We start from the raw sequence: 23,519 nt of genomic DNA, 5'->3' as shown, positions 1-23,519 counted from the left end.
CCTCAGATCGCCGCGCGGCGGTGGCGCGAGAAGGTCAGGTCGCGCAGGACAACCTGGTTCATGTCGGGCGCTTCGAAAATCAGGTCGAGCCAGATCTTCTCGATCCGCTTCTCGTTCAGCCGGGAATAGGCCAGGTCGAATTCCACCACGATATTCTTCTCCTCCATCGGCAGCTCGCGCACGATCTGCTCAGTGTTGGGTCCGTGCTGGATGTTGAGCCGGGCGAAGATCTCGATCGGCTTTTCCGATTCGATGATGCTGTCCACCCGCAACAGATGCTGGCGGGTCATCCCCTCGGCGGCGGCGGGCGGCAGGTCGACCACCAGCGACAGGAAGGAGCCGTCGAATTTGAAGACATCCATGCGCAGGCCGAAGGGGGCGAGATCCTCCTCGCGGGTATTGCGCAGCTGGCGCAGGGTGAGTTCCGAGAAGGCGCAGTCGTGAAACAGCTGCACCTCATCCCCCAGCCGGGCCTTGGCCGGGACTGAGGACAACCCGCGCTCCGGCAAGGGGCCGCGCCACATCTCCGGGCGCCAGGACCAGTCGGTGCCGTGCGGGCGGGGAAAGAAGGAAGAGCCGATCTGCGGCAGCGCCAGGCGGCCGTCGGCGGTGTGGATCAGCCGGTCCAGATGGGTGCGCAGCTGGCGGGCGTGGTTGCGCTGGCGGCGCAGTTCGGACAAGGGCGCGCGGGAGGATTCCTCTGCCGCGGCGCGCCAGCGGCGCAGGCTGCGCAGGTGCATCAGCCGGTCCATGATCCTGCCCATCGTGCTCTCTCTTGCCTAGTTGAGGTCTTGCTGGCCTGTCCGGCCCCGGCGCGGCCGGCCGCGGGGGCTGGCGGCAGTGTAACCGAGCGCGGCTAATGAAATAAACCGGCAATCCGCTGGCGCAGCCCGCGTTTTTTGCGGGCTTCGGGGGCGCCGCCGTCTGCCGCCGGGCCCGCAGGCCGCGGCCGGGGCCGCAGCGCTGCGGCGGCTGCCGGCGGTTGTGCGGCCTGCGCCTCCTCCAGCTCCGGCAGGGTGGAGGCCTCCAGCGTGCGGTGAGTCACCTCGTTCAGCAGGGCCGCACCGTGGCTGCCCAGGGCGCGGCTGCCGTCGGGCGCATAAAGCGCCAGCGCGACCAGGTGGCGGTCGAGCACAAAGGCGCCGCGCCAGTGCACCGGGCTGGCGCCCTTGGCCACGGCTTCGGGAAACTCCAGCCGCACCAGCGGCAGCAGCTGATCCTCGCGGCTTTCCAGCAGCCGGGCGCCGGGGAACATGGCGGCGATGTCGGTGGCCTGCGGTGCCAGCGCGTCCTGTTTGGCCGGGCCGATGGAGGCGGTCAGCACCGCCGCCTTGCGGGCGCCGAACCAGCCGCGCCCCTCCAGGCGGCTGCAATGGGCGATCAGGGCAAAGCCGCCGCTGCCGTCCGCGGCGCTGCTGCGCTGGTCGAAACAATAGCTTTCCGGCGCGGCCAGCAGCACCTCGCCGTTGGCAAAGGACATTATCTGGCCCCCTTGCAGGGGGGACTGGCCGGCGTCACGGGCCGCAAAGGAGAGGCTTTGGGGGGCAGAGGAGCAAGCGGTCATAAACGCGCCGGTCAGCACCGCCGCAGCCGCCTTGGCCAATGGCGCAAGGGTGGGCGCCTTTCCGCCGGCGGGCGGAAAAGACGCGGGTTTTCCGCTGGTTATTTTAGTCACTGCTGCCCCTGCCGGTGTTGTTTTTTGCCAATTTCATAACGGTCAGGCCCGCCGCCGGGCAAGAGCGAACAGCCCCGCGGTGCCGATGCCTTGCCATGGCGTTGCAGCAATGCATAACGTTGCCGGCATTTGGCGGTTGGCCGGAAGGGAGCATCCATGCGGCACAGGCAGGGCTACAGGGCGCATGAGGCCATGGTGCGGTTTGCCCGGGCGCAGCCGCAGCTGTGGCGTCTGCTGCTGGGGCTGGTGCTGGTGGCGGCGGTCAGCTTTGCGATGACAGCAGCGCTGCAGGTGACCGTCGCGGAGCTGTTTCCCGGAGCCTGGCTGCAGGGGCTGGCCGATGGCAGCAACCCGGGTGCGATGCTGGTGCTCTTGGGCAGCTTTGCCTTCCTGTCGCTGGGGGTGGCGGTGGCCGCCCGGCTGTTTCACCAGCGCAGCTTTGCCACCGTGACCGGGCATTTGCGGCCCTTGGTCTGGCAGTTCGGCCGCGTCAGCCTGTTTCTGCTGGGGCTGAGTGCAGTGCTGATGGCCCTGCCGCCCTACAGCATGGGGCCGCCGATGACCCCGAATCTGCCGTTCTGGACCTGGCTGGGCATCCTGCCCTTCTCGGTTGCCGCGGTGCTGGTGCAGACCGGCTCGGAAGAGATCCTGTTCCGCGGTTATATCCAGCAGGCGCTGGCAGCCCGCTTCCGCAGCCCCGCGGTCTGGCTGCTGGTGCCCTCGGCGCTGTTCGCGCTGGGCCATTACCTGCCGGTTGATGCCGGGGAAAACGCGCTGCTGATCACCGCCTGGGCCGGGCTGTTCGGGCTCTTGATGGCGGACCTGACCGCACGGGCCGGGACCCTGGGTCCTGCGATGGCGGTGCACTTTTTCAACAACGCCGCCGCGCTGTTGCTGTTTGCCTCGCCCACCAGCCTCAATGGGCTGGCGCTGTACCTGATCCCCTTTGATATGGCCGACACCGGCAACCTGCGCCCGTGGATGGCCGTCGACTTTGCGCTGATGCTGGTGAGCTGGCTGACAGCGCGGCTTGCCATACGCCGCTGATTGCAATTGCGGCAAATGCGCCTTATCTGGGGGGCAAACCGCGCCCCCGGAGAGGCAAGCAATATGAACTGGATCACCAACTACGTCCGGCCCAAGATCAACTCGATCTTTTCGCGCCGCGAAGTGCCCGAGAACCTTTGGCAGAAATGCGATGAATGCGGCACCATGCTGTTTCACCGCGAGCTGAGCGACAATCAGAACGTCTGCACCAGCTGCGGCCATCATATGAACATCACGCCGCGCGACCGGTTCACCGCGCTGTTTGACGGCGGTGTCTTCACCGAGGTCGCGGTGCCGGAGCCGCTGACCGATCCCTTGAAGTTCAAGGATCAGAAGAAATATCCAGAGCGGATCAAGGCGGCGCAGAAGAAGACCGGCGAGAAAGACGCGATGCTGGTGGCCGCGGGCGAGATCGGCCGCACGCCCATTATCGCTGCTGCGCAGGACTTCTCCTACATGGGCGGCTCCATGGGCATGTATGTGGGCAACGCCATCATCGCCGCGGCTGAGGAAGCGGTGAAGCTGGGCCGCCCGCTGGTGCTGTTCTCGGCCGCTGGCGGCGCCCGGATGCAGGAGGGGATCCTGTCGCTGATGCAGATGCCGCGCACCACCGTTGCGGTCGAAATGCTGAAAGAGGCGGGCCTGCCCTATATCGTGGTGCTGACCCATCCGACCACCGGCGGCGTCACCGCCTCCTATGCGATGCTGGGCGATGTGCATATCGCCGAACCCAACGCGCTGATCTGCTTTGCCGGTCCCCGGGTGATCGAGCAGACCATCCGCGAGAAGCTGCCCGACGGCTTCCAGCGCGCTGAGTACCTGCTGGACCACGGCATGCTGGACCGGGTGACCCCGCGCACCGAGATGCGCGAAGAGCTGATCACCATCATCCGCATGCTGATGGACCTGCCGCCGCAGGTGGTGGGCGATCTGCCGGTGCCGGAGAAGGAAGAGACTCCCCAGGCCGCAAATGCGCCGGCCGATGGCGCTCCCAGCGAAGAAGCTGCCGAGTAATCCGGTTTAAACAGATACGCATGGCCTATAAGGCCGGTCAGCGCCCGTCCCTTCCTGGGCGGGCGCTGTTCTTTGCGACCTAAGACACTCCGACCTGACAGGACCAGGCTGATGACCCAGACCTCCGACGCGATCCTCGCCCGCATGATGGCGCTGCACCCAAAGATCATCGACCTGACGCTGGACCGGGTCTGGCGCCTGCTGGAGGCGCTGGACAATCCGCAGGAAAAACTGCCGCCGGTGATCCACCTGGCGGGCACCAATGGCAAGGGTTCGACCCAGGCGATGATCCGGGCGGGTCTTGAGGGCATGGGCAAGAGCGTTCACGCCTATACCTCGCCGCATCTGGCGCGCTTTCATGAGCGGATCCGGCTGGCGGGCGAACTGATCTCCGAGCCGCATCTGACCGAGGTGCTGGATGAGTGCTATGCAGCGAACAATGGCGGGAACATCACCTATTTCGAAATCACCACAGTGGCGGGGCTCTTGGCGTTTTCGCGTACGCCTGCGGATTACACACTGCTGGAGGTCGGTCTGGGCGGGCGCCTGGACGCCACCAATGTGATTACGCCGGAGCTGTCGGTCATCACCCCCATCTCCATCGACCACGAGCAGTTCCTGGGCAACACGCTGGCCAAGATCGCTGCGGAGAAGGCGGGGATCATCAAGCGCGGCGTGCCGGTTGTGGTCGGCCCGCAGCCCGAGGAGGCGATGGAGGTTATTGAGGCCACCGCCGCCCGTCTTGGCGCGCCGCTGATCGCCTATGGCCAGCACTGGCACGTCTACGAGGAGCGGGGGCGGCTGGTGTTCCAGGACGAAAACGGCCTGCTGGACCTGCCGCTGCCGGCCCTGCTGGGCGCGCATCAGATCCAGAACGCCGGTGCGGCGCTGGCGGCGCTGCGCCATCTGGGGGCGGATGAGGCGGCTTGCGAAGCCGCGATGCTGAATGCCGAATGGCCTGCGCGGATGCAGAAGCTGAAAACCGGCCCGCTGGTGGAGGCCGCTCCGGAGGCCGAGCTGTGGCTGGACGGCGGCCACAACGCCGCGGCCGGCGTGGCGCTGGCCGATGTGCTGGCAAAACTGCCCGAACGACCCACGCACCTCATCTGCGGTATGCTGAACACCAAGGATGTGAGCGGCTACATGGCGCCGCTGGCACCGCATGTTGCAAGCCTCACCGCCATTTCGATCCCGGATGAGATCAACACACTGAGCGCCGAGGAGACCGAAGCCGCAGCCAAATCCGTGGGCATCGCCGCGGGCACCGCGGAGAGCACCATGGCGGCGCTGCAGGCGATCATCGCCAAGGACCCGCAGGCGCGGGTGCTGATTTGCGGCTCGCTGTACCTGGCAGGCCATATCCTGCGCGAAAACGGCTGAGATTTGCGGCGGTGGGGGAGGCTCTCCCGCCCGGCTTCGACCTGCCGGTCTCATCCCGTTGGGCCGGGCGCCGCTGGCGCGGCGCGGCCGCTTTTCATCTTTCCGGAAGTACTCCGGGGGTGAGGCCGTGAGGCCGAGGGGGCAGCGCCCCCTGACCCTTCCTGCCCCTAGTCCAGAACGTAGTTCACGGGCTCCAGCCGCGGCGGCACCTCACGGCCCAGGGCGTTGCAGACAGAGATCTCCATCACCCGGCACATGGCACTGAGCGGGACGGAATTGGCCTGTTTGCGGAACGGGTGCTCCAATTCATGCGTCACCTGGGCCAGGCCGAAGAAGACATAAGCCGCCACCGCCGCCACCAGCGGCTCGAACCAGCCGGCGCTGTCCAAGAGGGCAAAGGGCAAGAGCAGGCAGTAGAGATAGGTCGTGCGCCAGACCAGCAGGGAATAAACAAAGGGCAGGGGGGTGGTCAGCAGCCGCTCGTTGCCGGCCTGCGCGGCCGGGAAAGCGGCAAGCCGTTCTGCCAGGGCGCGCTGGCCGAAACCGTCGATGCGGCCGTCCTCTGCCATCTCGCGCAGCCGGGTCGCGATGTCCTGCAGGGCGGCATTCGGGGCGTTGGTGTTCTTCAGCAGCGCCTCCGCCGCTTCCGGCCCGGCCCAGCGGCGGACCGTCTCCGCCACCTCATCGCCGCGCAGCTGGGCGCGGTGCAGGTGGTGGAAAGCCAGGATGCGGGTCAGGATGTAATCCTCATCGGGGCCTTTCCCGGCGAATATCCGCAGCTCCTGCGCCAGGCTGCGCACGTCGGAGACCATGCGGCCCCAGATCCGCCGCGCCTCCCACCAGCGCTCATAAGCGGCGTTGTTGCGGAAGCTGAGGAACAGCGACAGCGACAGGCCGAACACTCCCATCGCGCCGATCGAGATTTCCGGCATCGCTACGACGTAGCGGTCCAGCACCAGCACCAGGAGCGCCCAGAGCGCGGCGCCGATGATGTTGGGCAGGATCTGCGGCACCACGGACCCGTTCAGGATCAGGAAGATCTCCCAGCGGCTGGGCGTATCGCGGACGATCATGGCGCCGCGGTGCCCCAGTCCTTGTCCTGCATCTCGCGCAAGCGCGAGGCGGTGCGTTCGAACTCAAAAGTGCCCTCACCCTCGACATAGAGCATTTCGGGCTGCGCCGCGGCGGAGCAGATCAGCCGCACCCGCGCCTCATAGAGGGCGTCGATCAGGGTGACGAAACGTTTGGCCTCGTTGAAGTTGTTGCGGCTGAGGCGGGGGATGTCCTCCATCACCAGGACCTTCACTTCCTCGGCGATGGCCAGATAGTCGCCCGGCCCCAGCATCTTGCCGCAGAGGTCATAGAAAGTGGCCCGCGCCACCCCGTTGCGGAAGGCGGGCAGGGTAACCTCGCGGCCTTTCACCTCCAGCGTCAGCGGCTGTGCCGGGCCGCCTGAAAGATCCTCCCAGATCGCGCGGATCTGGGCGCGGGCCTCAGCGTCGACGGGCGCGAAATAGACCTGCGCACCGGTCAGCCGGTCCTGGCGGTAATCGGTGGCGCTGACCATCTCATGCACGTCCATCTGCGCCTTGATCAGGTCGATGAAGGGCAGGAACAGCTGCCGGTTCAGCCCGTTCTTATAAAGGTCGTCCGGCACCCGGTTGGAGGTGGTGATCACGGTGACCCCGGCGGCAAACAGCGCCTCGAACAGGCGCCCGACGATCATCGCGTCGGTGATGTCGGTGATCTGCATCTCGTCAAAGGCCAGGAGCCGCACCGAGTCTGCCACGTCTGCCGCCACCGGCGCCAGCGCGTCCTCGACCCCGTTCTGGCGGGCCTCATGCATCTGCGTGTGGATTTCCTGCATGAAGGCGTGGAAATGCACCCGGCGCGAGGGGATGCCGTCCAGGCTGTCGACAAACAGGTCCATCAGCATCGACTTGCCGCGGCCCACGCCGCCCCAAAGGTAGAGCCCCTTGACCGTCTGGTATTCCGCCTTGCGGAAGAAGCCGCGTTTCACCGGCGGCGCCTTCAATCCTTCTGCGATGCGGTCGAAATGGGGAAGCACGGCTTCCTGGGCCGGGTCGGGCTTCAATTCGCCCGCGTCGATCTTCTGCCGGTAAAGCGCACTCAAATGGGTCATGGGGACAGGGATAGCGCGGGGCGCGGGGGATGGGAAGTTCCTCGTGCGCTCGCGGTGCCAAGGAGTGTATTGCGTGAGGCAGGCCGGATCAGCTTTTCTGACCCGGCCAGGACCTAAGAAGCCTGTCACATCAATTTTCCTTAACCATGCGCGCAAAATTCCTGATTTGACCGGCCGCCAGATTTCCCTGAGAGTTCCGCAGCTTGCCAGGAGAGACGCTATGGACCGTTCCGCGCCGCTGTTTACCCCCGTTCTGATCGTGGGCTGCATCATCATCATGGTGAGCTTTGCGGTGCGCGCCTCCTTTGGCGTCTTTCAGATCCCGATTGCCGAGGAGTTCGGCTGGCTGCGCGCGGAGTTCTCGCTGGCGATTGCGATCCAGAACCTGGCCTGGGGCATCGGGCAGCCGGTATTCGGCGCCATTGCCGAGAAGATAGGCGACCGTAAAGCGATCGTCATGGGGGCGATTGTCTATGCCGCGGGGCTGGTGCTGAGCGCCTGGTCAACGACGCCGTTTGAGATGCAGGCCTATGAGTGGCTGGTGGGCTTTGGCATCGCGGGCACCGGGTTTGGCGTGGTTCTGGCGGTTGTGGGCCGCGCCAGTTCCGACGAGAACCGCTCGATGTCCTTGGCGATTGTCACCGCGGCCGGGTCTGCCGGGCAGATCTTTGGCGCGCCAACGGCAGAGTGGATGCTGGGGTTCCTGCCCTGGCAGACGATTTTCCTGCTGTTTGCGGGCGTGGTGCTGGCGCTGATTGCGTTCTTGCCGCTGATGCGGGCGCCGGAGGCGGCCTCCAGGCTGGAGCTGGAAGAGAGCATGGGGGCGATCCTGATGAAGGCGTTCAAGGATCCGTCCTACACGCTGATCTTCTTGGGCTTTTTCAGCTGCGGCTATCAGCTGGCCTTTGTCACCGCGCATTTCCCGGCCTTTGTGACTGAGATGTGCGGGCCGATCCTGCCGGGCGGCGCGCTGCATTCGATCGGGATCACCACCACCTCCGCGCTGGGGGCGGCGGCGATTTCGCTGATCGGGGCGGCCAATGTGGGCGGCACGCTGCTGGCGGGCTATCTGGGCAAGCGGTATTCCAAGAAATACCTGCTGGCGGCGATCTATACCGGGCGGACGATTGCGGCGGCGGCCTTCATCATATTCCCGATCACACCGCTGTCGGTGATCATCTTCTCGGTTGCCATGGGCTCGCTGTGGCTGGCGACGGTGCCGCTGACTTCGGGCCTGGTCGCGCATATCTATGGGCTGCGCTACATGGGAACGCTCTATGGCATCGTGTTCTTCAGCCACCAGCTGGGCAGTTTCCTGGGCGTCTGGCTGGGCGGGCGGATGTATGACGCCTATGGCGATTACACCCTGGTCTGGTGGATCGGCGTCGGTGTCGGGGCGTTCAGTGCGATTGTGCATCTGCCGGTGAAGGAGCGGCCGCTGCGGGCCGCCCCGGCTGCGGTCGCGGCGTGACGCCTGCGGTGTGCTGCGTGGCGGGCCGAGGAGCCGGGGCCAGCCCCGGACCCCGGAGTATTTAGGGAAAGATGAAAAGCGCGGGCGGCGTTTACATCAGGCCGCGGCGGTGGTTTTGGGCGATGATCTCGAGCACCTGGTCCGTGTGGGTATAAGGCAGGCCGTGGCCTGCGCCGGGGATTTCCTCCTGCCGGACGGATCGGGCGCGTTCGGCCAGGCGGCCGGGCGAGCTCGGAGGTATCACCGCATCCTCTTGTCCCCAGATGGCCAGGGCCGGAACGCCCTTGCTGTGCAGGCTGCGGAGCTCTTCGGTGAAATCCTCGTTCAGGACGCCGCGCAGGGAAGCGAGCACGGCGGGAACAAAGCCCCGGTAGCCCAGCTCCTGCTGCTGCAGGTCGATGATGCCGGGGACGGAGGAGGTCAGGCTGCGCTCTGCCTGAGTGCTGCGGGTGTGCAGGGCGGGGTAGATGGCGTGCATCAGCCAGCTGCCAAAGACCGGCACATTGCGGATAATGTGTATCAAGCGGCCGCCGCTGCGGCCGAAACCGGCAGGGGCCAGCAGGATCAGCTCGCGCAGGCGGGTGGGGTGGGCCGCCGCAAAGGCGGTGGCAATGGCGCCGCCCATGGAATAGCCGATCAGGGTGACATCATCGCCCACCTCCTGATCTGCCAGCAGCTCCTCCAGCTGGGTGAGGAAGAATGCGCTGTTCTGCGGGCCTGCGGGGCGGTCCGAATAGCCGCGCCCGTAGAGGTCATAGGTCAGCACCCGGTAGCCCAGGGCGCCCAGGCCCTTGGCGATGCCGTTCCAGACGAAAGACGGTGTGGTGAGGCCGTGGACGCAGACCGCGACGGGCCCGCGCAGGGGGCCGGTCCAGCGGTAATGGGTGCAGCCGCCGGGCAGCTGCGCCAGCGCGCCGGGGGCGGTCTGCCGGGCCTTGGCGTTCATCGGCTTGCGCAGACGCTCGCGCAGGAAGGGCGCAAGTGCAACTGCCAGAACGGCAAGGGCCAGCAGCCAGATCATGCTTTTGCTTTCCACTTCTGCAGGATGTGGTGGCTGGTCATCAGGTCCAGATGGGCGCCGCCGCCGTTCTTGAACAGGGTGATCTGTGCGGGATCGAAGGCGGGGAACCGGTCAAGGCTGTAGCAGTCCGCCAGCACATCGCTGCGCTGGATGGTGCCTGCAGCCAGCGGGATTTTGAACTCGCCGATATGGTCCAGGGTGGTGTCGAAGCTGTCGCAGTAGATCTGCGCGCGTTTGAGTGCCTCATCGTCGGCTTCGCGCATGTCGGGGCGGTAGGCGCCGATCATGTTGAGGTGCTGGCCGGGGCGCAGCCATGCGCCCTTGATCACCGGGTCCGAGGACATGGTGCAGGTGACGATGATATCCGCCGCGCGCACCGCCGGTTCCAGGTCGGGTGCGTGTTTGGTGCCGGGGTATTGGGCGCAGAGGTCTTCTGCCTTGGAGGCGGTGCGGTTCCAGACCCGGATCTGCGCCTGCGGGAAGCCTGCGCCGAAAGCTTCGATCAGGGAGGCGCCGACGGTGCCCGCGCCGACGATCAGCACCTCTTTTGCCTCCGGGTTGGCCAGCCGCAGGGCGCCCAGCAGGCTGTCGCCCGCGGTCTTCCACTTGGTCACCAGGTGGAAATCCACCAGCGCCTCAGGCGTGCCGTCTGTGTCGGAGTAGAGGCACACTGAGCCGTTGATCATCGGCTTGCCCGCATCCGGGTTGCGCGGGAAGATATTGGCGGTTTTCACCGCGATGCCCAGCCCGTCGATCCAGGCGGAGCGGCTGAGCAGCGTGTCGGGATCGCGGTAGAGGAAGGTGTCGCCGATCTCGGCCTTGGGCAGATCGTGGCTGGCGGCCAGCGCGTCAGCAAAGCTGACCCAGTCCAGCAGCGCCTCGCCCTCTTCAAAGGTGATGAATGGGATGCTCATGTGCCTGTCGTCCTTCCTGTGCGTGCCGCCTTATGCGGCCTCTTGTTCTGTCAGCAGCCCTGCCTGCACCAGCCGTGCGGCAAAGGGGCCGGGCGCGGTGAACAGATGAGTCTGCCAGCCGCGCGCGCGGGCGGCTTCGATGTTTTCGGGGCGGTCGTCGGTGAACAGCAGCCGGTCCGGCGCAACCCCGGTTTCGCGTTCGAGAATGGCATAGATTTCCGGCTCTGGCTTGATGCATTTCAGATGCGCGGAGACAAATGTGCGGTCAAAGCCACGTAAGGCGGGGTAGGTTTCGCAGGCGAGCTCGAACGTCTCGGCACCGAAGTTGCTGAGGGCGAAGACCGGGACGTTCCTGGCTTGCAGCGCCTGCATCAGGCGGACGGTGCGGGGGATTTCGCGCGGCGCCATGTGCAGCCAGCAGTCGTGCCACCAGCGGATTTCCTCAGCCCACTCCGGGTGCTGCTGTGCCAGAGCAAAGACGCTTTCGCGGAAGGGGTGGCCGCGGTCGACGTTCAGGTTCATTTCGTGCAGGGGGACCTCAGCGAAGAGCTGCTTGCGGCGGGCCGGGCCGATGCGGCTGTCGTAGAAGCGTTCCGGCTCCCATTCGATCAGCACGCGGCCGATGTCGAAGACGACGGCATCAATGGGCATCTAGGGTCATCCTTCTGCGCGCGGGCGGGGCCGCGGGGCGGGGCGGCTGCGGCGGGTCTCGCGCCAGACGGAGACCAGGCCGGAGGCGATGATCAAGGCGCTGCCGGCCCAGACCGCCGCATCGGGCCATTCGTTGAAAATCAGCACGCCCCACAGGACCGACATCGGCATGGCGATGTATTCAAACGGGGCGGCCAGGGCGGCCTCGTTCATGCGGTAGGCCTGGCTGACCAGATAGCCGCCGATCGACCCGGCGAGGCCGACGCCGATCAGGTAGGGCCAGTCCTGCGGTGCGGGCCAGATCCAGGCGCGCAGGAGGAAGTCGAAGGCGGGGCTGCCGCCGCTGGCAAAGCGGCCGTCGCCGAAGATCAGGCCGGCCAGGGCGCTGAGGATCAGGAAGCCCATCATCGGGTAGAAGGCGAGCGTGGCGCCGGCCTCTGTCCCGCCTGCGCGGCGGGTCAGCACGTGCAGGGTGGCATAGCCGCAGGCGCCCAGCAGCGGCAGGAGGGCGGCGGGCTGGAAGGTGCCGGGGCCGGGGCGCATGATGATCAGAACGCCCAGGAAGCCCGCAAACACCGCGCCCCAGCGCCAGGGGCCGGGGCGCTCGCCCAGGAATAGCGCTGACAGGGCGGTGACGATCAGCGGTGTGGCAAAGGCGATGGCCACAGCTTCGGCCAGCGGCAGGATGGCGACACCGGTAAAGAAGAAGATATTGGCGAAGAACACCACCAGGCAGCGCGCGAGGTGCAGCTTGGGCTGGTGGGTGCGCAGCAGGTGGTAGCCGCCCTCCAGCGGCACGATGATGGCGAGCATGACGGCCACTGCTATGACGGAGCGGAACAGGACGATCTCGTACAGAGGGTAATCGCCCGAGAGGAACTTGAAGACCATGTCGATGACGGAGAAGGCAATACCCGCGCCGGCCGCGGCGAACAGGCCGGGGACGCTGATTTTGACCTCTGCGCTCATCTGTGCCGCCTCCCGTTCCCTGAGTTTGATCAGTGGCGGATTTGGCGTGGCCGGGCAATGGGGCGGGGGACGGAAAAATGCAATTTTTCCGGGCAAAATTCCGGCCCGGAATTTTAGGCCGCAGAACGTGGGGTTCGGGGCTCGGGGAGGGGTTTGATTTCTTGCTGAGAAGCGGTTCAGGGTCAGGTCTGCCCTGAACGCGCCTGCCCGAGTGTTTGCCGGCCTGATCCCGCGTCAAGGCCAGGCCGCGCTTGCGCGCGGTCCGCTGCGCGGAGCCTTGACCCGGTATCAGGCCTGTTTGGCGGCGCGCAGTTCGCGCTCCAGCGCGTCGAGGAAGCGGGAGCGGTCGGCCTTGGTGAAGCCCTTGCCGCCGCCCTGCATCCCCAGCGGGTTGGCGGCGCGGAGATCCGCCATCAGGTCGCGCATCGCCAGCTGTTGGCCGATGTTGGCTTGGGTGAACCGTTCGCCATTGTGGCGCAGCACGCGGGCGCCGGCCTCGATGCATTTGGCGGCCAGCGGGATGTCGCCCGTCACCACCACATCGCCCGGCCCGCAGCGCTCTGCGATCCACATGTCGGCCACATCGGCGCCCTCGGCCACGATCACGGTTTCCACCAGCGGGTTCTGCGAAGGCCGCAGACCGCCGTTGGAGACCACGAACATGCGCAGGCCGTGGCGGGTGGCGACCCGCTCGGCCTCCTGCTTCACGGGGCAGGCGTCGGCGTCGATGTAGAGGGCGGTCACTCGGCCGCCTTTTTGTCAGCCACGGGTTTGGGGTCTGCCTTTGCTTCTGCCTTGGAGACCGGTTTGGCCTTGCGGGCGGGTTTCTTGACCTTGAACTCTTCCGGGATCGGCATCCGGTTGAAGGCGTCGAGACCGGCGATCTTATAGGCCTCGGCCAGGGTCGGGTAGTTGAAGGTGTTCTGCACGAAGTAGTCCACCGTGCCCTTGAGGTTCAGCACCGCCTGGGCGATGTGAATGAGCTCGGTCGCGCCTTCGCCGACGATCTGCACGCCCAGCACCCGGCGGGTTTTCAGCGAGAACAGCATTTTCAGCATGCCGTGCTCCAGCCCCATGATGTGGCCGCGGGAGGTTTCGCGGAAGCGGGCGACGCCGACCTCGTAAGGGATGCCGCGCTCTTTCAGCTCTTCCTCGGACATGCCGCAGGTGGACATTTCCGGCACCGAGTAGATGCCATAGGGATACCAGGGGCTTTCCGGCAGGGTCGGGGTTTCCAGCGCGTGGCAAGCGGCGACGCGGCCCTGCTGCAGCGAGGTGGAGGCCAGCGACGGGTGGCCGATCACATCGCCGGTGGCATAGATGTGCGGCACCTCGGTCTGGTAGGTCTTGCGGTCCACGGACAGGCGGCCGCGGTGGTCGGTCTTGAGGCCGACGGCGTCCAGGTTCAGCGCCGCGGTGGCGCCCATGCGGCCGGCCGCGAACAGCAGCATTTCACCGCGCACGTGGCGGCCGTTGGCCAGCGACACCTCGATATGCTCGCCTGCGTCCTCGATGCTCTCCACCGCGGATCCGAGCCGCAGGTCGACGCCGTTCTCGCGGATCTGGTGGGTGAAGTCCTGGATCAGGGTCTTGTCGATGAAGTCGAGGAAGGTCTCGCGCGGCTCGATCAGGGTGACGCGCACATCGAGCGCGGAGAACATGGTGGCATATTCCACCCCGATCACCCCGGCGCCAATGACCACCAGCGAGCGCGGGATCTCGGCCATCTCCAGGAACTCGTCGCCGTCCACGACGGTCTTGCCGTTGAACGGGACGTAATCCGGGCGGTAGGTGCGGGTGCCGGTGGCGATCAGGAATTTCTCCGCCGTCATCCGGGTGGTTTCGCCGGCTTCGGTCGCGACCTCGACCTCGTTCGGGCCGATGAATTTCGCCAGCCCGTTCAGCGTGTCCACGTGGTTGCGGTTGAACTGGTGCTCCAGCACGTCGACCTCGTAATCGAGGGTCATGTGCAGGCGTGCCTTGAGGTCGTTTGCTTCGATCTGGTCCTTCACCCGGTAGGAGCGGCCATAGAACGATCGTTCGCGCCAGCCCGAGAGGTTCAGCACGGTTTCGCGCAGGGTCTTCGACGGGATGGTGCCGGTGTGCACCGAGACCCCGCCGAGCCGGTCCTTGCGGTCGATCACCAGCACCCGGCGGTGCAGCTTGCCCGCCTGGATGGCAGCGGCGCGGCCCGAGGGGCCGGAACCGATGATGATCAGGTCATAATCAAATTCGTCACTCATGGCCGCGTTCCTTGTCTTTTCAGTTCTGGTACAGCGCGTCGGCGTGGAAGGAGACATGCTCCTCCATGAAGGTCGTCACGAAGAAATAGCTGTGGTCATAGCCCGGCTGCATCCGCAGGGTGGCCTGCTGGCGGCGTTCGGCAACCGCGTGCGCCAGCGCCTCGGGCTTCAGCAGGTCGATGAACTGGTCGGAGGTGCCGGTGTCGATCAGGATCGGGCCGTCAAAGCCCCTTTCCCGCATCAAGAGGGTGGCGTCGTGCTTGGCCCAGGCGGCCTCGTCGTCGCCCAGGTAGGCGCTCAGCTGCTTGCGGCCCCAGTCGGACTGGGTCGGGTTGGAGATCGGCGCGAAGGCGGAGACCGATTTGTAGCGGCCCGGCAGGTTCATCGCCAGCGTCAGCGCGCCGTGGCCGCCCATAGAATGGCCGGTGATCGACTGGCGCTCCAGGTCGATGGCGAACTTCTCGCCCAGCAGTGCGGGCAGCTCCTCGGCCACATAGTCCCACATGCGGAAATGCGGCGCCCAGGGGTCCTGGGTGGCGTTCACGTAGAAGCCCGCGCCCTGGCCCAGATCATAGGCCTCGTCATCGGCCACGCCTTCGCCGCGGGGCGAGGTGTCGGGGAAGACGATGGCGATGCCCTGCTCGGCGCACCAGGCCTGGGCGCCTGCCTTGGTCATCGCGTTTTCATGGGTGCAGGTGAGGCCTGAAAGGTACCACAGCACCGGCACCGGGCCGTCCTTGGCCTCTTCCGGCAGGAACAGGCCGAATGTCATGTCGCCGCCGGTGGCGCTGCTGGCGTGCTTGTAGACGCCCTGGGTGCCGCCAAAGGCACGGTTCTCGGAAACGGTTTCCATGGTGAGGCTCCTCAAATCTGTTAGCCCTATCGCTATCGCCAGATTGCCGCAGCGTCCAGCGGGAGGGCGGCGGCAATTCCGGTTTTTGCGGCAGAAGGCTTGCGAAACTGCAAACTTCGCGGGGGCAGGGGGCGGATTTCTGGCAGAAGATGTCAGGCAGCGCCGGTGCAAAGGAGAAGCTGGACAGCTGCGCCCAAAGCCGCGACAGTCTTCAGCCGGAGCAGCAGGGAGAGCAGGCCATGAGCAAGTTTCTGAGAGTGACCACCAGCGCCGCGGAGCCGGAGACAGAGCGCCCGGACCCGGCCAAGGTGATCGCAGGCGATCCGGTTTTCACCACCTGGAATGCGGAAGAGGCCGACGGGCTCTATTGCGGCATCTGGCAGGCGACGCCGGGGAAGTGGCGGATTGCCTATGATGAGTGGGAATACTGCCGGATCCTGGAGGGGCGCTCGGTGATCACCGGCGAGGACGGCACCGAATATCCGCTGGCGGCGGGCGACAGTTTCATCCTGCGGCCCGGGTTCCGCGGCACCTGGGAGGTGATTGAGACCACCCGCAAGGATTACGTGATCCGGCTTTAGGGGCCGGAGACCCAGGCGATCACCGCGGGTACGGTGATGATCGACACCACAGTGGAGATGAAGATTGCGGCGGAAGCCCGGTGCGGGGCCACGCCGTAGTGCTGCGCCAGCATGTAGACATTGCCTGCCACCGGCAGCGACGCGGCGGCGATGGCGACGGAGGCGGAGAATGGCGCGGCCGGGATCAGCCACAGCACCGCGACGGCAACGCAGGCCGGGTGCAGCACCAGCTTGGCAAAGCTGAGCCAGCCGGCGACCTGCACACGCTCGGCGGATTTCGAGGCGAGCGAGGCGCCGATGGCAAACAGCGCCCCGGGGGTGGCGGCACCGCCGAGGATGGTGAGGAAATCATTGGCGGGCTCCGGGATCGGCAGTGCTGAGGCCGACCAGGCAAGGCCCGCGACGATGGACAGGATCATCGGGTTTTTCAGCAGGCCCAGCCCCACCAGTTTCAGGGTCGCCAGCCCAAGCCCCTGGCCGCGGCCTGCGTTGATCAGGATGACGATCAGCGAGGAGAACACCACCAGATCGACGCTGAGCACCACCATCATCGGTGCCGCGGAGGCCGGTCCGAACAGGATCGCCATCATCGGCAGGCCGAGGAAGCCGACATTGCCGATTGCCGCGCACTGCGCCTCCACCGCGGCGGTGGGCACGTCCAGTCCGCGCACCATCGCTACTGCCGTCACCAGCAGATAGACCGCCAGGGTGCCGGCCAGGTAGCCGAGGATCAGCGTGGGGTCGAAGACCTCGGCAAAGGACAGGTTGGCGGCAAAGCCGAAGATCATCGCCGACAGCGGGAAGTAGAACACGAAGCGGGTGAGATAGGCGGTGGCTTCCTCGGTGAAGAACCGGCTGCGCCCGGCCCAGTAGCCAAGGCCGATGATTGCGAAGAAGGGCAGGGTGCGGAAGAAGATTTCGGCCATGGGGAATTGGTAACAAGTGCTGACCAATTGGCAAAGGCTGTTTTTTGGGCAGGCGTTGAATGGCCAGGGGCGTGCTCCCGCCTGTTCAGGTCATTCTAAGAATGTCCTTCACAGTTGGGGGTGGCCCTGTGCTGCGCACAGGGCAGGGCTTTCTGCTGAGACGCGCTCTAAGGGCAGGTGTGCCCTGAGAGCGCCATGCCGATTGTGGGATCGTCCAAGACAGCCTCAAGGGTGAACCGCGCTGCCGCGCGGCGGCTTTGCCGCCCTTGACCCTGTCTTGGCCAAGAAAAGCGGCCCGCAGCGCGTCAGCGCTGCCAGGCCCAACCGGGGAGGGGCAGTCTTTGGCTGTTCCGGAGCGGGCGGGAGAGCTTCCATTGGCTCTAGCCGCTGCCGATCAGGGCGCCGGCGCCCAGCACCAGCGCGCCGCCAAGGACAACCTGCATCGTGGCGCGCCAGAAGGGGGTTTGCATGAACTTGTTCTGGATCCAGGCGATGGCCCAAAGCTCCACAAACACAATCAGCAGCGCCAGCGTGGTGGCGGTCCAGAACTCCGGGATCAGGTAGGGCAGCGCGTGGCCCAGGCCGCCGACGGTGGTCATGATGCCGGAGGCCAGCCCGCGTTTGATGGGAGAGCCGCGGCCCGAAAGTTCTCCATCATCCGAGGCGGCTTCCGTGAAGCCCATCGAGATGCCCGCCCCGACCGAGGCCGCCATGCCGACCAGGAAGGTAGTCCAGGTGTCCTGGGTGGCAAAGGCGGTGGCAAAGATCGGCGCCAGGGTGGAGACCGAACCGTCCATCAGCCCGGCCAGCCCCGGCTGCACCCAGGTGAGGACAAACTGGCGGTGGGCGGCGCGGTCCTCGTCTGCGCGGGTGCCGTCGTCCAGATGCGCCTCTTGCAACTCACCGGCGCGGGCCTGGTGCCCGGCCTCAGCCGCGGCCAAGTCGCCCAGCAGCTTGCGGGTCGCAGCGTCCCGGGTGCGGGCGGCGGCGGCGGTGTAGAAGCGTTCGGCGTCGCGCTCCATTGCGCGGGCCTCGTCGCGGATGCGGTCCAGGCTGAGGTTCTCCATCAGCCAGATGGGGCGGCGGGCATAGTAGCCTGCCACATGCTCGCGCCGGATCAGCGGGATGGCGGGGCCGAACCGCGCCTCATGCAGGGCAATCAGCCGGGCGCGGTGCTCGTCCTCTTCCGCCGCCATGCCGTCGAACATCGCCGCGGTTGCCGGATAATCCGCCCGCAGCCGCTCCGCATAGCTGCGGTAGATACGCGCATCGTCCTCCTCGGATGCAATTGCCAGGGCAAGAACCTCCTGCCCGGTCAGGTCCGCAAACTGTTTGCGCTGAGTGAAAAACCGCATCATCTGCCCTCTAGTTTAGAATTATTCTAAACATAGCGAGTCCCCGTGGCACCGCAAGATGGCGCGTCAGCCTTGTTGCAAAGCGGCGGCCCGGATTACATTAGAGGCAGGCCCTGCACCCTGCAGCCCGTATCCTGAGGAGCCCTCATGAACCAGCAAGCCAGCGTCCTGCGCACAGGCCGCAAATTCGACCAGGTTCTGGAGGGCGCGCGCGAGGTGTTCCTGGCGGATGGGTTTGAAGGCGCCAGCGTCGACAACATCGCCAAGGCGGCGGGCGTGTCCAAGGCAACGCTGTACAGCTACTTTCCCGACAAGCGGGTTCTGTTCATGGAGGTGGTGCGGTCAGCCTGCGTGCAGCAGGCGGATGCGTCGCTGGAGCTGGCGCCGGGCAGCCGCGGGCCGCGGGAGGTTCTGCGGGCGGCGGCGGAGCGGGTGCACGGGGTGCTGCTGGGCGGCTTCAGCCTGCAGCTGTTCCGCATTTTCGTGGCCGAGGCCGACCGGTTCCCGGAGCTGGGGCCGATGTTTTACGAAAGCGGCCCGATGGTGCTGCACGGGGAGATCCGGGATTATATCGAGGCCGCGGCGGCGCGGGGCGAGCTGAAAATCAAGGATGCCGATCTGGCCGCTGCCCAGTTCATTGAGCTGTGCAAGGCTGATGTGTTCCTGCGCTTCCTGTTCAAGATCGACACCGAGTTTTCCGAGGCCGAGCGCGAACGGGTGATCAGCGGCGCGATCGACACCTTTTTGGCACGGTTCGGAGCCTGAGCCGCCGGCCTAACCGGCAGAGGCCCGTCGCGGCCGGTCAGTGCGTGATGAAGCTGTTGGGCGTGTTGCGATAGGTTTCGTGGCAGCTCAGGCAGCTTTGCATCAGGCCGGGCAGGGTGCGGCGCAGACCGGGCAGGGAGCGGGTGTTGAGGTTCCGGGCTGCGGCTTCGGCGGTTTCGGCGCGGGCTTTGAAATCCTTCCAAGCGTGCCAGATCTGCGGCCGCGCGTTGGAGCGCGGATCCAGCCGCGGTTTCCGGAAGTGCTTGCGGATGCTGCCGGTGGATCTGATCAGCTGCTTGCGGGCCGTGCGCGCCTTGCCGCGGTCGAACGTGCTGCGCCCCGCCATCATGCCGGTGAGAACGTCCATGGCGGCCTTTTGCGAGATCATCAGCGCGATCCGCTTGGTCACATGCTTGCTGGTACTGTCCCGGGCGGTCACCGGGGCGGTGCTGCCGATGGCCAGGGCGATGATCACCGCAACCAGGGCGGCGGCTTTGTGCAGGCGGAAAGATGTCACGATGCCTCCGGGCGGATTGACCGAATCGAAGAATGAGAACAAAATAAGAACATGCCGTGTGTGCCTCCCGTTCTGCGGGGGCCTTCCGGCCCCTGCTGCCCCTTGCCTGCCCGCTGCCCCGCCCTGCTTTCTGCGTCTGTTGCCATGCCCCACCGCCGCATTCTTTCGCTTTGGTTTCCGCGCCTTGGGGCGGAGCGCATCCTGCGCGCAGAGCGCGGCGGCATCGACGGGCCGCTGGCCGTTGCGGAGGAAGTCTCCAACACTCAGGTTATTTCCGCGTTAAACGCCGCCGCTTTGGCGGAGGGGCTGCAGCCCGGCCAGCCGTTGCGCGATGCCCATGCGATGTGCGCAGGCCTGACGGTGCGGCCGCGCAACCCGGCGGCGGAGGCGGCGTTTCTGGCCGCGCTGAGGCGCTGGGCGGGCAAGTTCAGCCCCTGGGTGGCAGAGGCGGAGCGCGACGGGCTGACCATCGACCTCACCGGCTGCGCGCATCTGTTCGGCAGCGAGGCGGCGCTGATGGAGACGGCGGGGCGCGATTGCGCGGAAATGGGGCTGAGCGTGCAGATGGGGCTGGCCGATACCCTGGGCGCGGCCTGGGCGCTGGCGCGTTACGCGGGCGAGGAGGCGGCGCCGGACCGCAGCGGCGACGCCATCGACCAGGAGGCCCGCGCCACCCGCGCCCGGGCGCAGAAGCGCCAGAGCGTCAAGCGCCGCCACTGGACCCGTGGGGGTGCTGCGCCGCAGTTGCAGGCACCGCCGCCGCAGATGGGGCGGATTGCCGGACCCGGGCAGGCCCATGGCGCGCTTTCCCCCCTGCCGGTGGCGGCCTTGCGGCTGGACAGCGCCACGGTGGCGCAGCTGAACCGGCTTGGCCTCAGGCGGATCGGCGATCTGCTGGGGCAGCCGCGGGCCAGCCTGGCGCGCCGGTTCGGGCGCGGGCTGGTCTTGCGGCTGGATCAGGCGATGGGCAGCGCGCCGGAGCCGGTCTCGCCCGCGCGCAGCCCGGATCATTTTGCGGTGCGGCTGACCCTGCCGGAGCCGATCGGGCTGATGGAGGATCTGCTGGCCGGGATCGACCGGATGCTGCCGCGGCTGTGCGCCCGGCTGGAGGCGCGCGGCAAGGGCGCGCGCAGCCTGCGGCTGGAGGCGCACCGCTGCGATCAGGAGATGGAGGCGGTGACCATCGGCCTGGCCCGTGCCAGCCGTGACCCCGCCCGCATCCGGCCCTTGCTGGAGATGAAGCTGGAGCAGATTGATGCAGGTTACGGCATCGACATGCTGCGGCTGGAGGTGCTGCAGGCGGAAGCGATTCACGCCCGCACGCCTGCGGGCCATGCCGAAGCGGGCGCGGCGGCGCGGGCCCGGCAGGAGGATGGCGCGGCGCTGGAGGATCTGATCGGCCGTATCGGCGCGCGGCTGGGGCTGGAGGCAATCACCCGCTACCATCCGGCACAGAGCCATATTCCGGAAAAGACCTTCTCCGTGCAGGCCGCCGCCTGGTCAGAGCCTGCGGCCGGGGACTGGCCCTTGCCGCCGCGCCCGCGCCCGCTGCTGATCTGGCAGCCCGAGCTGGTCCATGCGCCGGAGCGGCCTGAGGTGCCGGAGCGTTTCCGCTGGCGCGGCCGCGACTGGGAGCTGGCAGAGGCCGAAGGGCCGGAGCGGATTGCCCCTGAGTGGTGGCTGGAGGACCCCAACTGGCGCAGCGGGGTGCGCGATTACTGGGTGGTGGTAACGGCTTGCGGCGCGCGGCTGTGGCTGTTCTTTGCCCATGGCGGTGCGCTGTCGCCGGGCTGGTTCTGCCATGGGTCGTTTGCCTGAACGCCCGGCAGCGGACAGTTCGCTGCGCGGCGAAGGGTTTTGCTTGGGTGTCCTTGCGCAAACCGCATAGGGTAAGGGGATGATCACACCACGCTTTGACATTCTGGGCCAGGCCATCAGCGACGCCAGCCGCACGCAGATGCTGTGCGAGCTGATGGAGGGGCGCGCCTATACCAACAAGGAGCTGGCGGCGGCTGCAGGCGTGACGCCGCAGACGGCCTCGGCGCATTTGCGGTTGCTGCAGGATGCAGGCCTGGTGGTGGCGGAAAAGCGCGGGCGCTGCGTCTATCACCGGCTGGCAGGCGCAGAGGTGGCCCATGCGCTGGAGCAGCTGGCGGCGATTGCGCCTGCCGACAGCCTGCACCGCGCCCAGCAGCGCAAGGCGGGCGGGCTGGCGCAGCTGCGCAGCTGTTATGACCATCTGGCAGGCCCGCTCGCGGTGGCGATGACCCGGGCCTTTCTGGACCGCGGGATGCTGGCGGAGGAGCACGGCGCCTTTCGCGCTGTGCCCGCCGGGGAATGGCTGAAACTGGGTGTTGTGCTGCCGGATCGGCCCTCCCGCCAGCCCTTCGTGCGGCCCTGCCTGGACTGGACCGAGCGCAAGCTGCATGTGGCCGGTCCGATGGGGCGGCAGATCCTGGATCACGCGCTGGACAGCGGTTGGGTCAAGCGGCACCGGCACAAGCGCGGGCTGATGCTGACCGCCCCCGGGCGGGTGGCGCTGGAACAGATTCTGGGCCTGAAATGCGGCGCGCTGGCGGAGGCCTGAGAGGGCCTGAAACAGGCTGTGATATGGGCTCAAACATGGGATAAAACAGGTGCATTGCACCTGTGCGCCTGCTGCATCACACGAAAAATCGAACGTTAAAAACCTTGATTTGCGGGGGGAAAGGCGCAACCTTTTAAGTATGAGCTTTGATCAGGTGCAGCCTTTTCCCGGATCTCCCATACCTCAGCAAGTCGCGTTTGACCGGCGGGAACTGTCGGTCATTCTTTCCTTGTACGGGCGGATGGTCGCCGCGGGCGAATGGCGCGATTACGGGATTTCTTCCTTGCGTGATCTGGCAGTTTTCTCCGTCTTCCGGCGCACGGCAGAGCATCCGCTCTACCGGATCGAAAAGCGCCCCAAGCTGCGGTTGCGGCAAGGGCAGTATTCGGTGGTCGGCATGGACGGGCATATCCTGAAGCGCGGGGCGGATCTGAAGACCGTGCTGAGGGTGCTGGAGCGCAAGCTGATCCGCTCCGTGGAGTAGCCGCAGCGATTGCGGCGGAGCGGAGACCGGAAAATTTGAATTTTCCGGCCAAAAATCTTCGAAAGATTTTTGCCGCCTGCGGCGGCGGGCAGAGACTACCCCAGCCTTTTGTGCGCGGTGAGCGGACCGTCGCCCTGGGCTTCGATCCGCTCGATTGCCGCGGCGATGGGCTCAACGGCCACCGCCATGTCATGGGCATTGGCGTGGATCAGGGTCTTTGCGTCCCGTACCATCGCAACATGGCCCTTCCAGAACAGCAGATCGCCGCGCTGGTAGTCCCCGGATGGCGCCGGGCTGCCCAGCTCGGCCTCCTGCATGTCGCTGTCGCCGGGGCAGGGGGTGCCGCAGGCCAGGAGCGCCGCCTGCACCAGGCCGGAACAGTCGATGCCGAAACGGCTGTTGCCGCCCCAGAGGTAGGGTGTGCCGAGGAAAAGCTCCGCCACCGTGACCGGGTCGCCGGTGTGGGCGCCCAGCGGCGAGAGGTGGCGGGCGGGGATGAAGCCAAGGGAGGTTTCCACGAACCGCCCAGAGCCGCCAAGAACCTGCACCCGGCTGCCGTGGCTGAGGGAGAGTGTTTCGGGGGATTTAAAGTCATCCGCCGAATAGGCATGGGTGGCCGGGGCGCTGACCCAGTGGGTCGCCTCGAAAGGGGTGGTCCGGCTGGCGCTGGGCACATAGCCCACGTAAGCGTCCTTGGCGGCCTGAAGGAAGGACCAGCCGCCGCGGTCCTCGTAGACCGTGACCGGCTCGCCATAGACCAGCTGGCGGTCGCGGGGGCCGTCCGGCGCGCGGAGAAGATCCGCAACCGGAACGCCGATGCGGGCAGCGGTTCCCTCAACGCGCAGCAGCCCCTGTGGCGCATCGCTCAGATGGGCCGCGGCGACGCGGTCGTTCACCGGTGTGCGGCGGCGGTCTGCCATTCC

24 protein-coding genes are annotated in these 23,519 nt (G+C 66.7%); 9 read left to right on the top strand and 15 right to left on the bottom strand.

Annotated elements, in window-relative coordinates; all coding sequences use genetic code 11:
- Positions 1-2 precede the first annotated feature (2 nt).
- Positions 3-764 carry a DUF6478 family protein gene (locus ACXAED_RS06695; protein WP_475048033.1) on the bottom strand — a complete coding sequence of 254 codons (762 nt, stop codon included), beginning with the start codon at positions 762-764 and terminating at the stop codon, positions 3-5.
- A 92-nt stretch (positions 765-856) separates the two neighbouring features.
- Entirely contained in the window at positions 857-1,480 is a 624-nt protein-coding gene (locus ACXAED_RS06690) for a hypothetical protein (protein WP_475048030.1), read from the bottom strand.
- A 351-nt stretch (positions 1,481-1,831) separates the two neighbouring features.
- Here ACXAED_RS06690 and ACXAED_RS06685 point away from each other — a divergent pair, with 351 nt between their 5' ends.
- From ACXAED_RS06685 to ACXAED_RS06675, 3 genes are all read left to right on the top strand, one after another.
- The gene (locus tag ACXAED_RS06685; RefSeq protein ID WP_475048027.1) at positions 1,832-2,722 is read left to right on the top strand and encodes a lysostaphin resistance A-like protein; all 891 of its coding nucleotides are present in this window, start codon (positions 1,832-1,834) and stop codon (positions 2,720-2,722) included.
- 63 nt (positions 2,723-2,785) lie between these two features.
- Complete coding sequence (gene accD, locus ACXAED_RS06680; RefSeq protein WP_475048024.1) at positions 2,786-3,736, top strand: acetyl-CoA carboxylase, carboxyltransferase subunit beta; 951 nt, start codon at positions 2,786-2,788, stop codon at positions 3,734-3,736.
- Between the two features lie 111 nt (positions 3,737-3,847).
- Positions 3,848-5,116 (top strand): bifunctional folylpolyglutamate synthase/dihydrofolate synthase, encoded by a 1,269-nt coding sequence (locus tag ACXAED_RS06675; RefSeq protein ID WP_475048021.1) that lies wholly within the window; start codon positions 3,848-3,850, stop codon positions 5,114-5,116.
- Between the two features lie 167 nt (positions 5,117-5,283).
- Here ACXAED_RS06675 and ACXAED_RS06670 read toward each other — a convergent pair whose 3' ends face one another.
- Positions 5,284-6,189: a bestrophin family protein gene (locus ACXAED_RS06670; RefSeq protein WP_475048019.1), complete on the bottom strand. Its 906-nt coding sequence runs from the start codon at positions 6,187-6,189 to the stop codon at positions 5,284-5,286.
- Positions 6,186-7,259, bottom strand: a complete 1,074-nt coding sequence (zapE, locus tag ACXAED_RS06665) for a cell division protein ZapE (RefSeq protein ID WP_475048016.1) — start codon at positions 7,257-7,259, stop codon at positions 6,186-6,188. Before zapE ends, ACXAED_RS06670 begins: the two co-directional genes overlap by 4 nt.
- A gap of 220 nt (positions 7,260-7,479) precedes the next feature.
- Here zapE and ACXAED_RS06660 point away from each other — a divergent pair, with 220 nt between their 5' ends.
- Positions 7,480-8,730 carry an MFS transporter gene (locus tag ACXAED_RS06660; protein WP_475048013.1) on the top strand — a complete coding sequence of 417 codons (1,251 nt, stop codon included), beginning with the start codon at positions 7,480-7,482 and terminating at the stop codon, positions 8,728-8,730.
- Between the two features lie 91 nt (positions 8,731-8,821).
- Here the strand turns inward: ACXAED_RS06660 and ACXAED_RS06655 are convergent, their stop codons facing one another.
- The 7 genes from ACXAED_RS06655 to fghA all read right to left on the bottom strand — a co-directional run bounded on the left by ACXAED_RS06655 (position 8,822) and on the right by fghA (position 15,381).
- Positions 8,822-9,751 (bottom strand): alpha/beta fold hydrolase, encoded by a 930-nt coding sequence (locus tag ACXAED_RS06655; protein WP_475048010.1) that lies wholly within the window; start codon positions 9,749-9,751, stop codon positions 8,822-8,824.
- Positions 9,748-10,665, bottom strand: coding sequence for an ornithine cyclodeaminase family protein (locus ACXAED_RS06650; RefSeq protein WP_475048008.1), 918 nt, complete (start codon positions 10,663-10,665; stop codon positions 9,748-9,750). Before ACXAED_RS06650 ends, ACXAED_RS06655 begins: the two co-directional genes overlap by 4 nt.
- 30 nt (positions 10,666-10,695) lie before the next feature.
- On the bottom strand, positions 10,696-11,316 hold the full coding sequence (locus ACXAED_RS06645; protein WP_475048005.1) for an HAD family hydrolase: 621 nt from the start codon (positions 11,314-11,316) through the stop codon (positions 10,696-10,698).
- Between the two features lie 6 nt (positions 11,317-11,322).
- Positions 11,323-12,285 carry a DMT family transporter gene (locus ACXAED_RS06640; protein WP_475048002.1) on the bottom strand — a complete coding sequence of 321 codons (963 nt, stop codon included), beginning with the start codon at positions 12,283-12,285 and terminating at the stop codon, positions 11,323-11,325.
- A 288-nt stretch (positions 12,286-12,573) separates the two neighbouring features.
- A complete protein-coding gene (locus tag ACXAED_RS06635; RefSeq protein ID WP_475048000.1) occupies positions 12,574-13,029 on the bottom strand; it encodes a YaiI/YqxD family protein in 456 nt (151 codons plus the stop codon).
- A complete protein-coding gene (gene sthA, locus ACXAED_RS06630; RefSeq protein WP_475047998.1) occupies positions 13,026-14,528 on the bottom strand; it encodes a Si-specific NAD(P)(+) transhydrogenase in 1,503 nt (500 codons plus the stop codon). The genes ACXAED_RS06635 and sthA overlap by 4 nt, the downstream gene beginning before the upstream one ends.
- A 19-nt stretch (positions 14,529-14,547) precedes the next feature.
- Complete coding sequence (gene fghA, locus ACXAED_RS06625; RefSeq protein ID WP_475047996.1) at positions 14,548-15,381, bottom strand: S-formylglutathione hydrolase; 834 nt, start codon at positions 15,379-15,381, stop codon at positions 14,548-14,550.
- A 239-nt stretch (positions 15,382-15,620) separates the two neighbouring features.
- Between fghA and ACXAED_RS06620 the strand changes: the two genes are divergently transcribed.
- A complete protein-coding gene (locus ACXAED_RS06620) occupies positions 15,621-15,962 on the top strand; it encodes a cupin domain-containing protein (protein WP_475047993.1) in 342 nt (113 codons plus the stop codon).
- Here the strand turns inward: ACXAED_RS06620 and ACXAED_RS06615 are convergent.
- The gene (locus tag ACXAED_RS06615; RefSeq protein WP_475047990.1) at positions 15,959-16,888 is read right to left on the bottom strand and encodes an AEC family transporter; all 930 of its coding nucleotides are present in this window, start codon (positions 16,886-16,888) and stop codon (positions 15,959-15,961) included. The genes ACXAED_RS06620 and ACXAED_RS06615 overlap by 4 nt on opposite strands.
- A gap of 380 nt (positions 16,889-17,268) precedes the next feature.
- Positions 17,269-18,243, bottom strand: coding sequence for an iron exporter MbfA (gene mbfA, locus ACXAED_RS06610; protein ID WP_475053034.1), 975 nt, complete (start codon positions 18,241-18,243; stop codon positions 17,269-17,271).
- Positions 18,244-18,390: 147 nt separating this feature from the next.
- On the opposite strand from mbfA, the gene ACXAED_RS06605 reads away from it, so the two are divergent.
- A complete protein-coding gene (locus ACXAED_RS06605) occupies positions 18,391-19,008 on the top strand; it encodes a TetR/AcrR family transcriptional regulator (RefSeq protein ID WP_475047988.1) in 618 nt (205 codons plus the stop codon).
- A 37-nt stretch (positions 19,009-19,045) separates the two neighbouring features.
- On the opposite strand, the gene ACXAED_RS06600 is transcribed toward ACXAED_RS06605, so the two are convergent.
- Positions 19,046-19,525 carry a c-type cytochrome gene (locus ACXAED_RS06600; protein ID WP_475047986.1) on the bottom strand — a complete coding sequence of 160 codons (480 nt, stop codon included), beginning with the start codon at positions 19,523-19,525 and terminating at the stop codon, positions 19,046-19,048.
- Between the two features lie 144 nt (positions 19,526-19,669).
- On the opposite strand from ACXAED_RS06600, the gene ACXAED_RS06595 reads away from it, so the two are divergent.
- The 3 genes from ACXAED_RS06595 (at position 19,670) to ACXAED_RS06585 (ending at position 22,596) form a co-directional block, all read left to right on the top strand.
- Positions 19,670-21,343: a Y-family DNA polymerase gene (locus tag ACXAED_RS06595; RefSeq protein WP_475047983.1), complete on the top strand. Its 1,674-nt coding sequence runs from the start codon at positions 19,670-19,672 to the stop codon at positions 21,341-21,343.
- A 79-nt stretch (positions 21,344-21,422) separates the two neighbouring features.
- Entirely contained in the window at positions 21,423-22,112 is a 690-nt protein-coding gene (locus ACXAED_RS06590; protein WP_475047980.1) for an ArsR/SmtB family transcription factor, read from the top strand.
- A gap of 139 nt (positions 22,113-22,251) precedes the next feature.
- Positions 22,252-22,596, top strand: coding sequence for a DUF2794 domain-containing protein (locus ACXAED_RS06585; protein ID WP_475047977.1), 345 nt, complete (start codon positions 22,252-22,254; stop codon positions 22,594-22,596).
- Between the two features lie 95 nt (positions 22,597-22,691).
- Here ACXAED_RS06585 and ACXAED_RS06580 read toward each other — a convergent pair whose 3' ends face one another.
- Positions 22,692-23,516: a C40 family peptidase gene (locus ACXAED_RS06580; RefSeq protein WP_475047974.1), complete on the bottom strand. Its 825-nt coding sequence runs from the start codon at positions 23,514-23,516 to the stop codon at positions 22,692-22,694.
- Positions 23,517-23,519 lie beyond the last annotated feature (3 nt).

The organism is Leisingera sp. ABM4_103 (assembly GCF_056158685.1).
The sequence above is the reverse complement of the archived record's forward strand: the minus strand, read 5'-3'. Positions and strand labels throughout refer to the sequence as shown.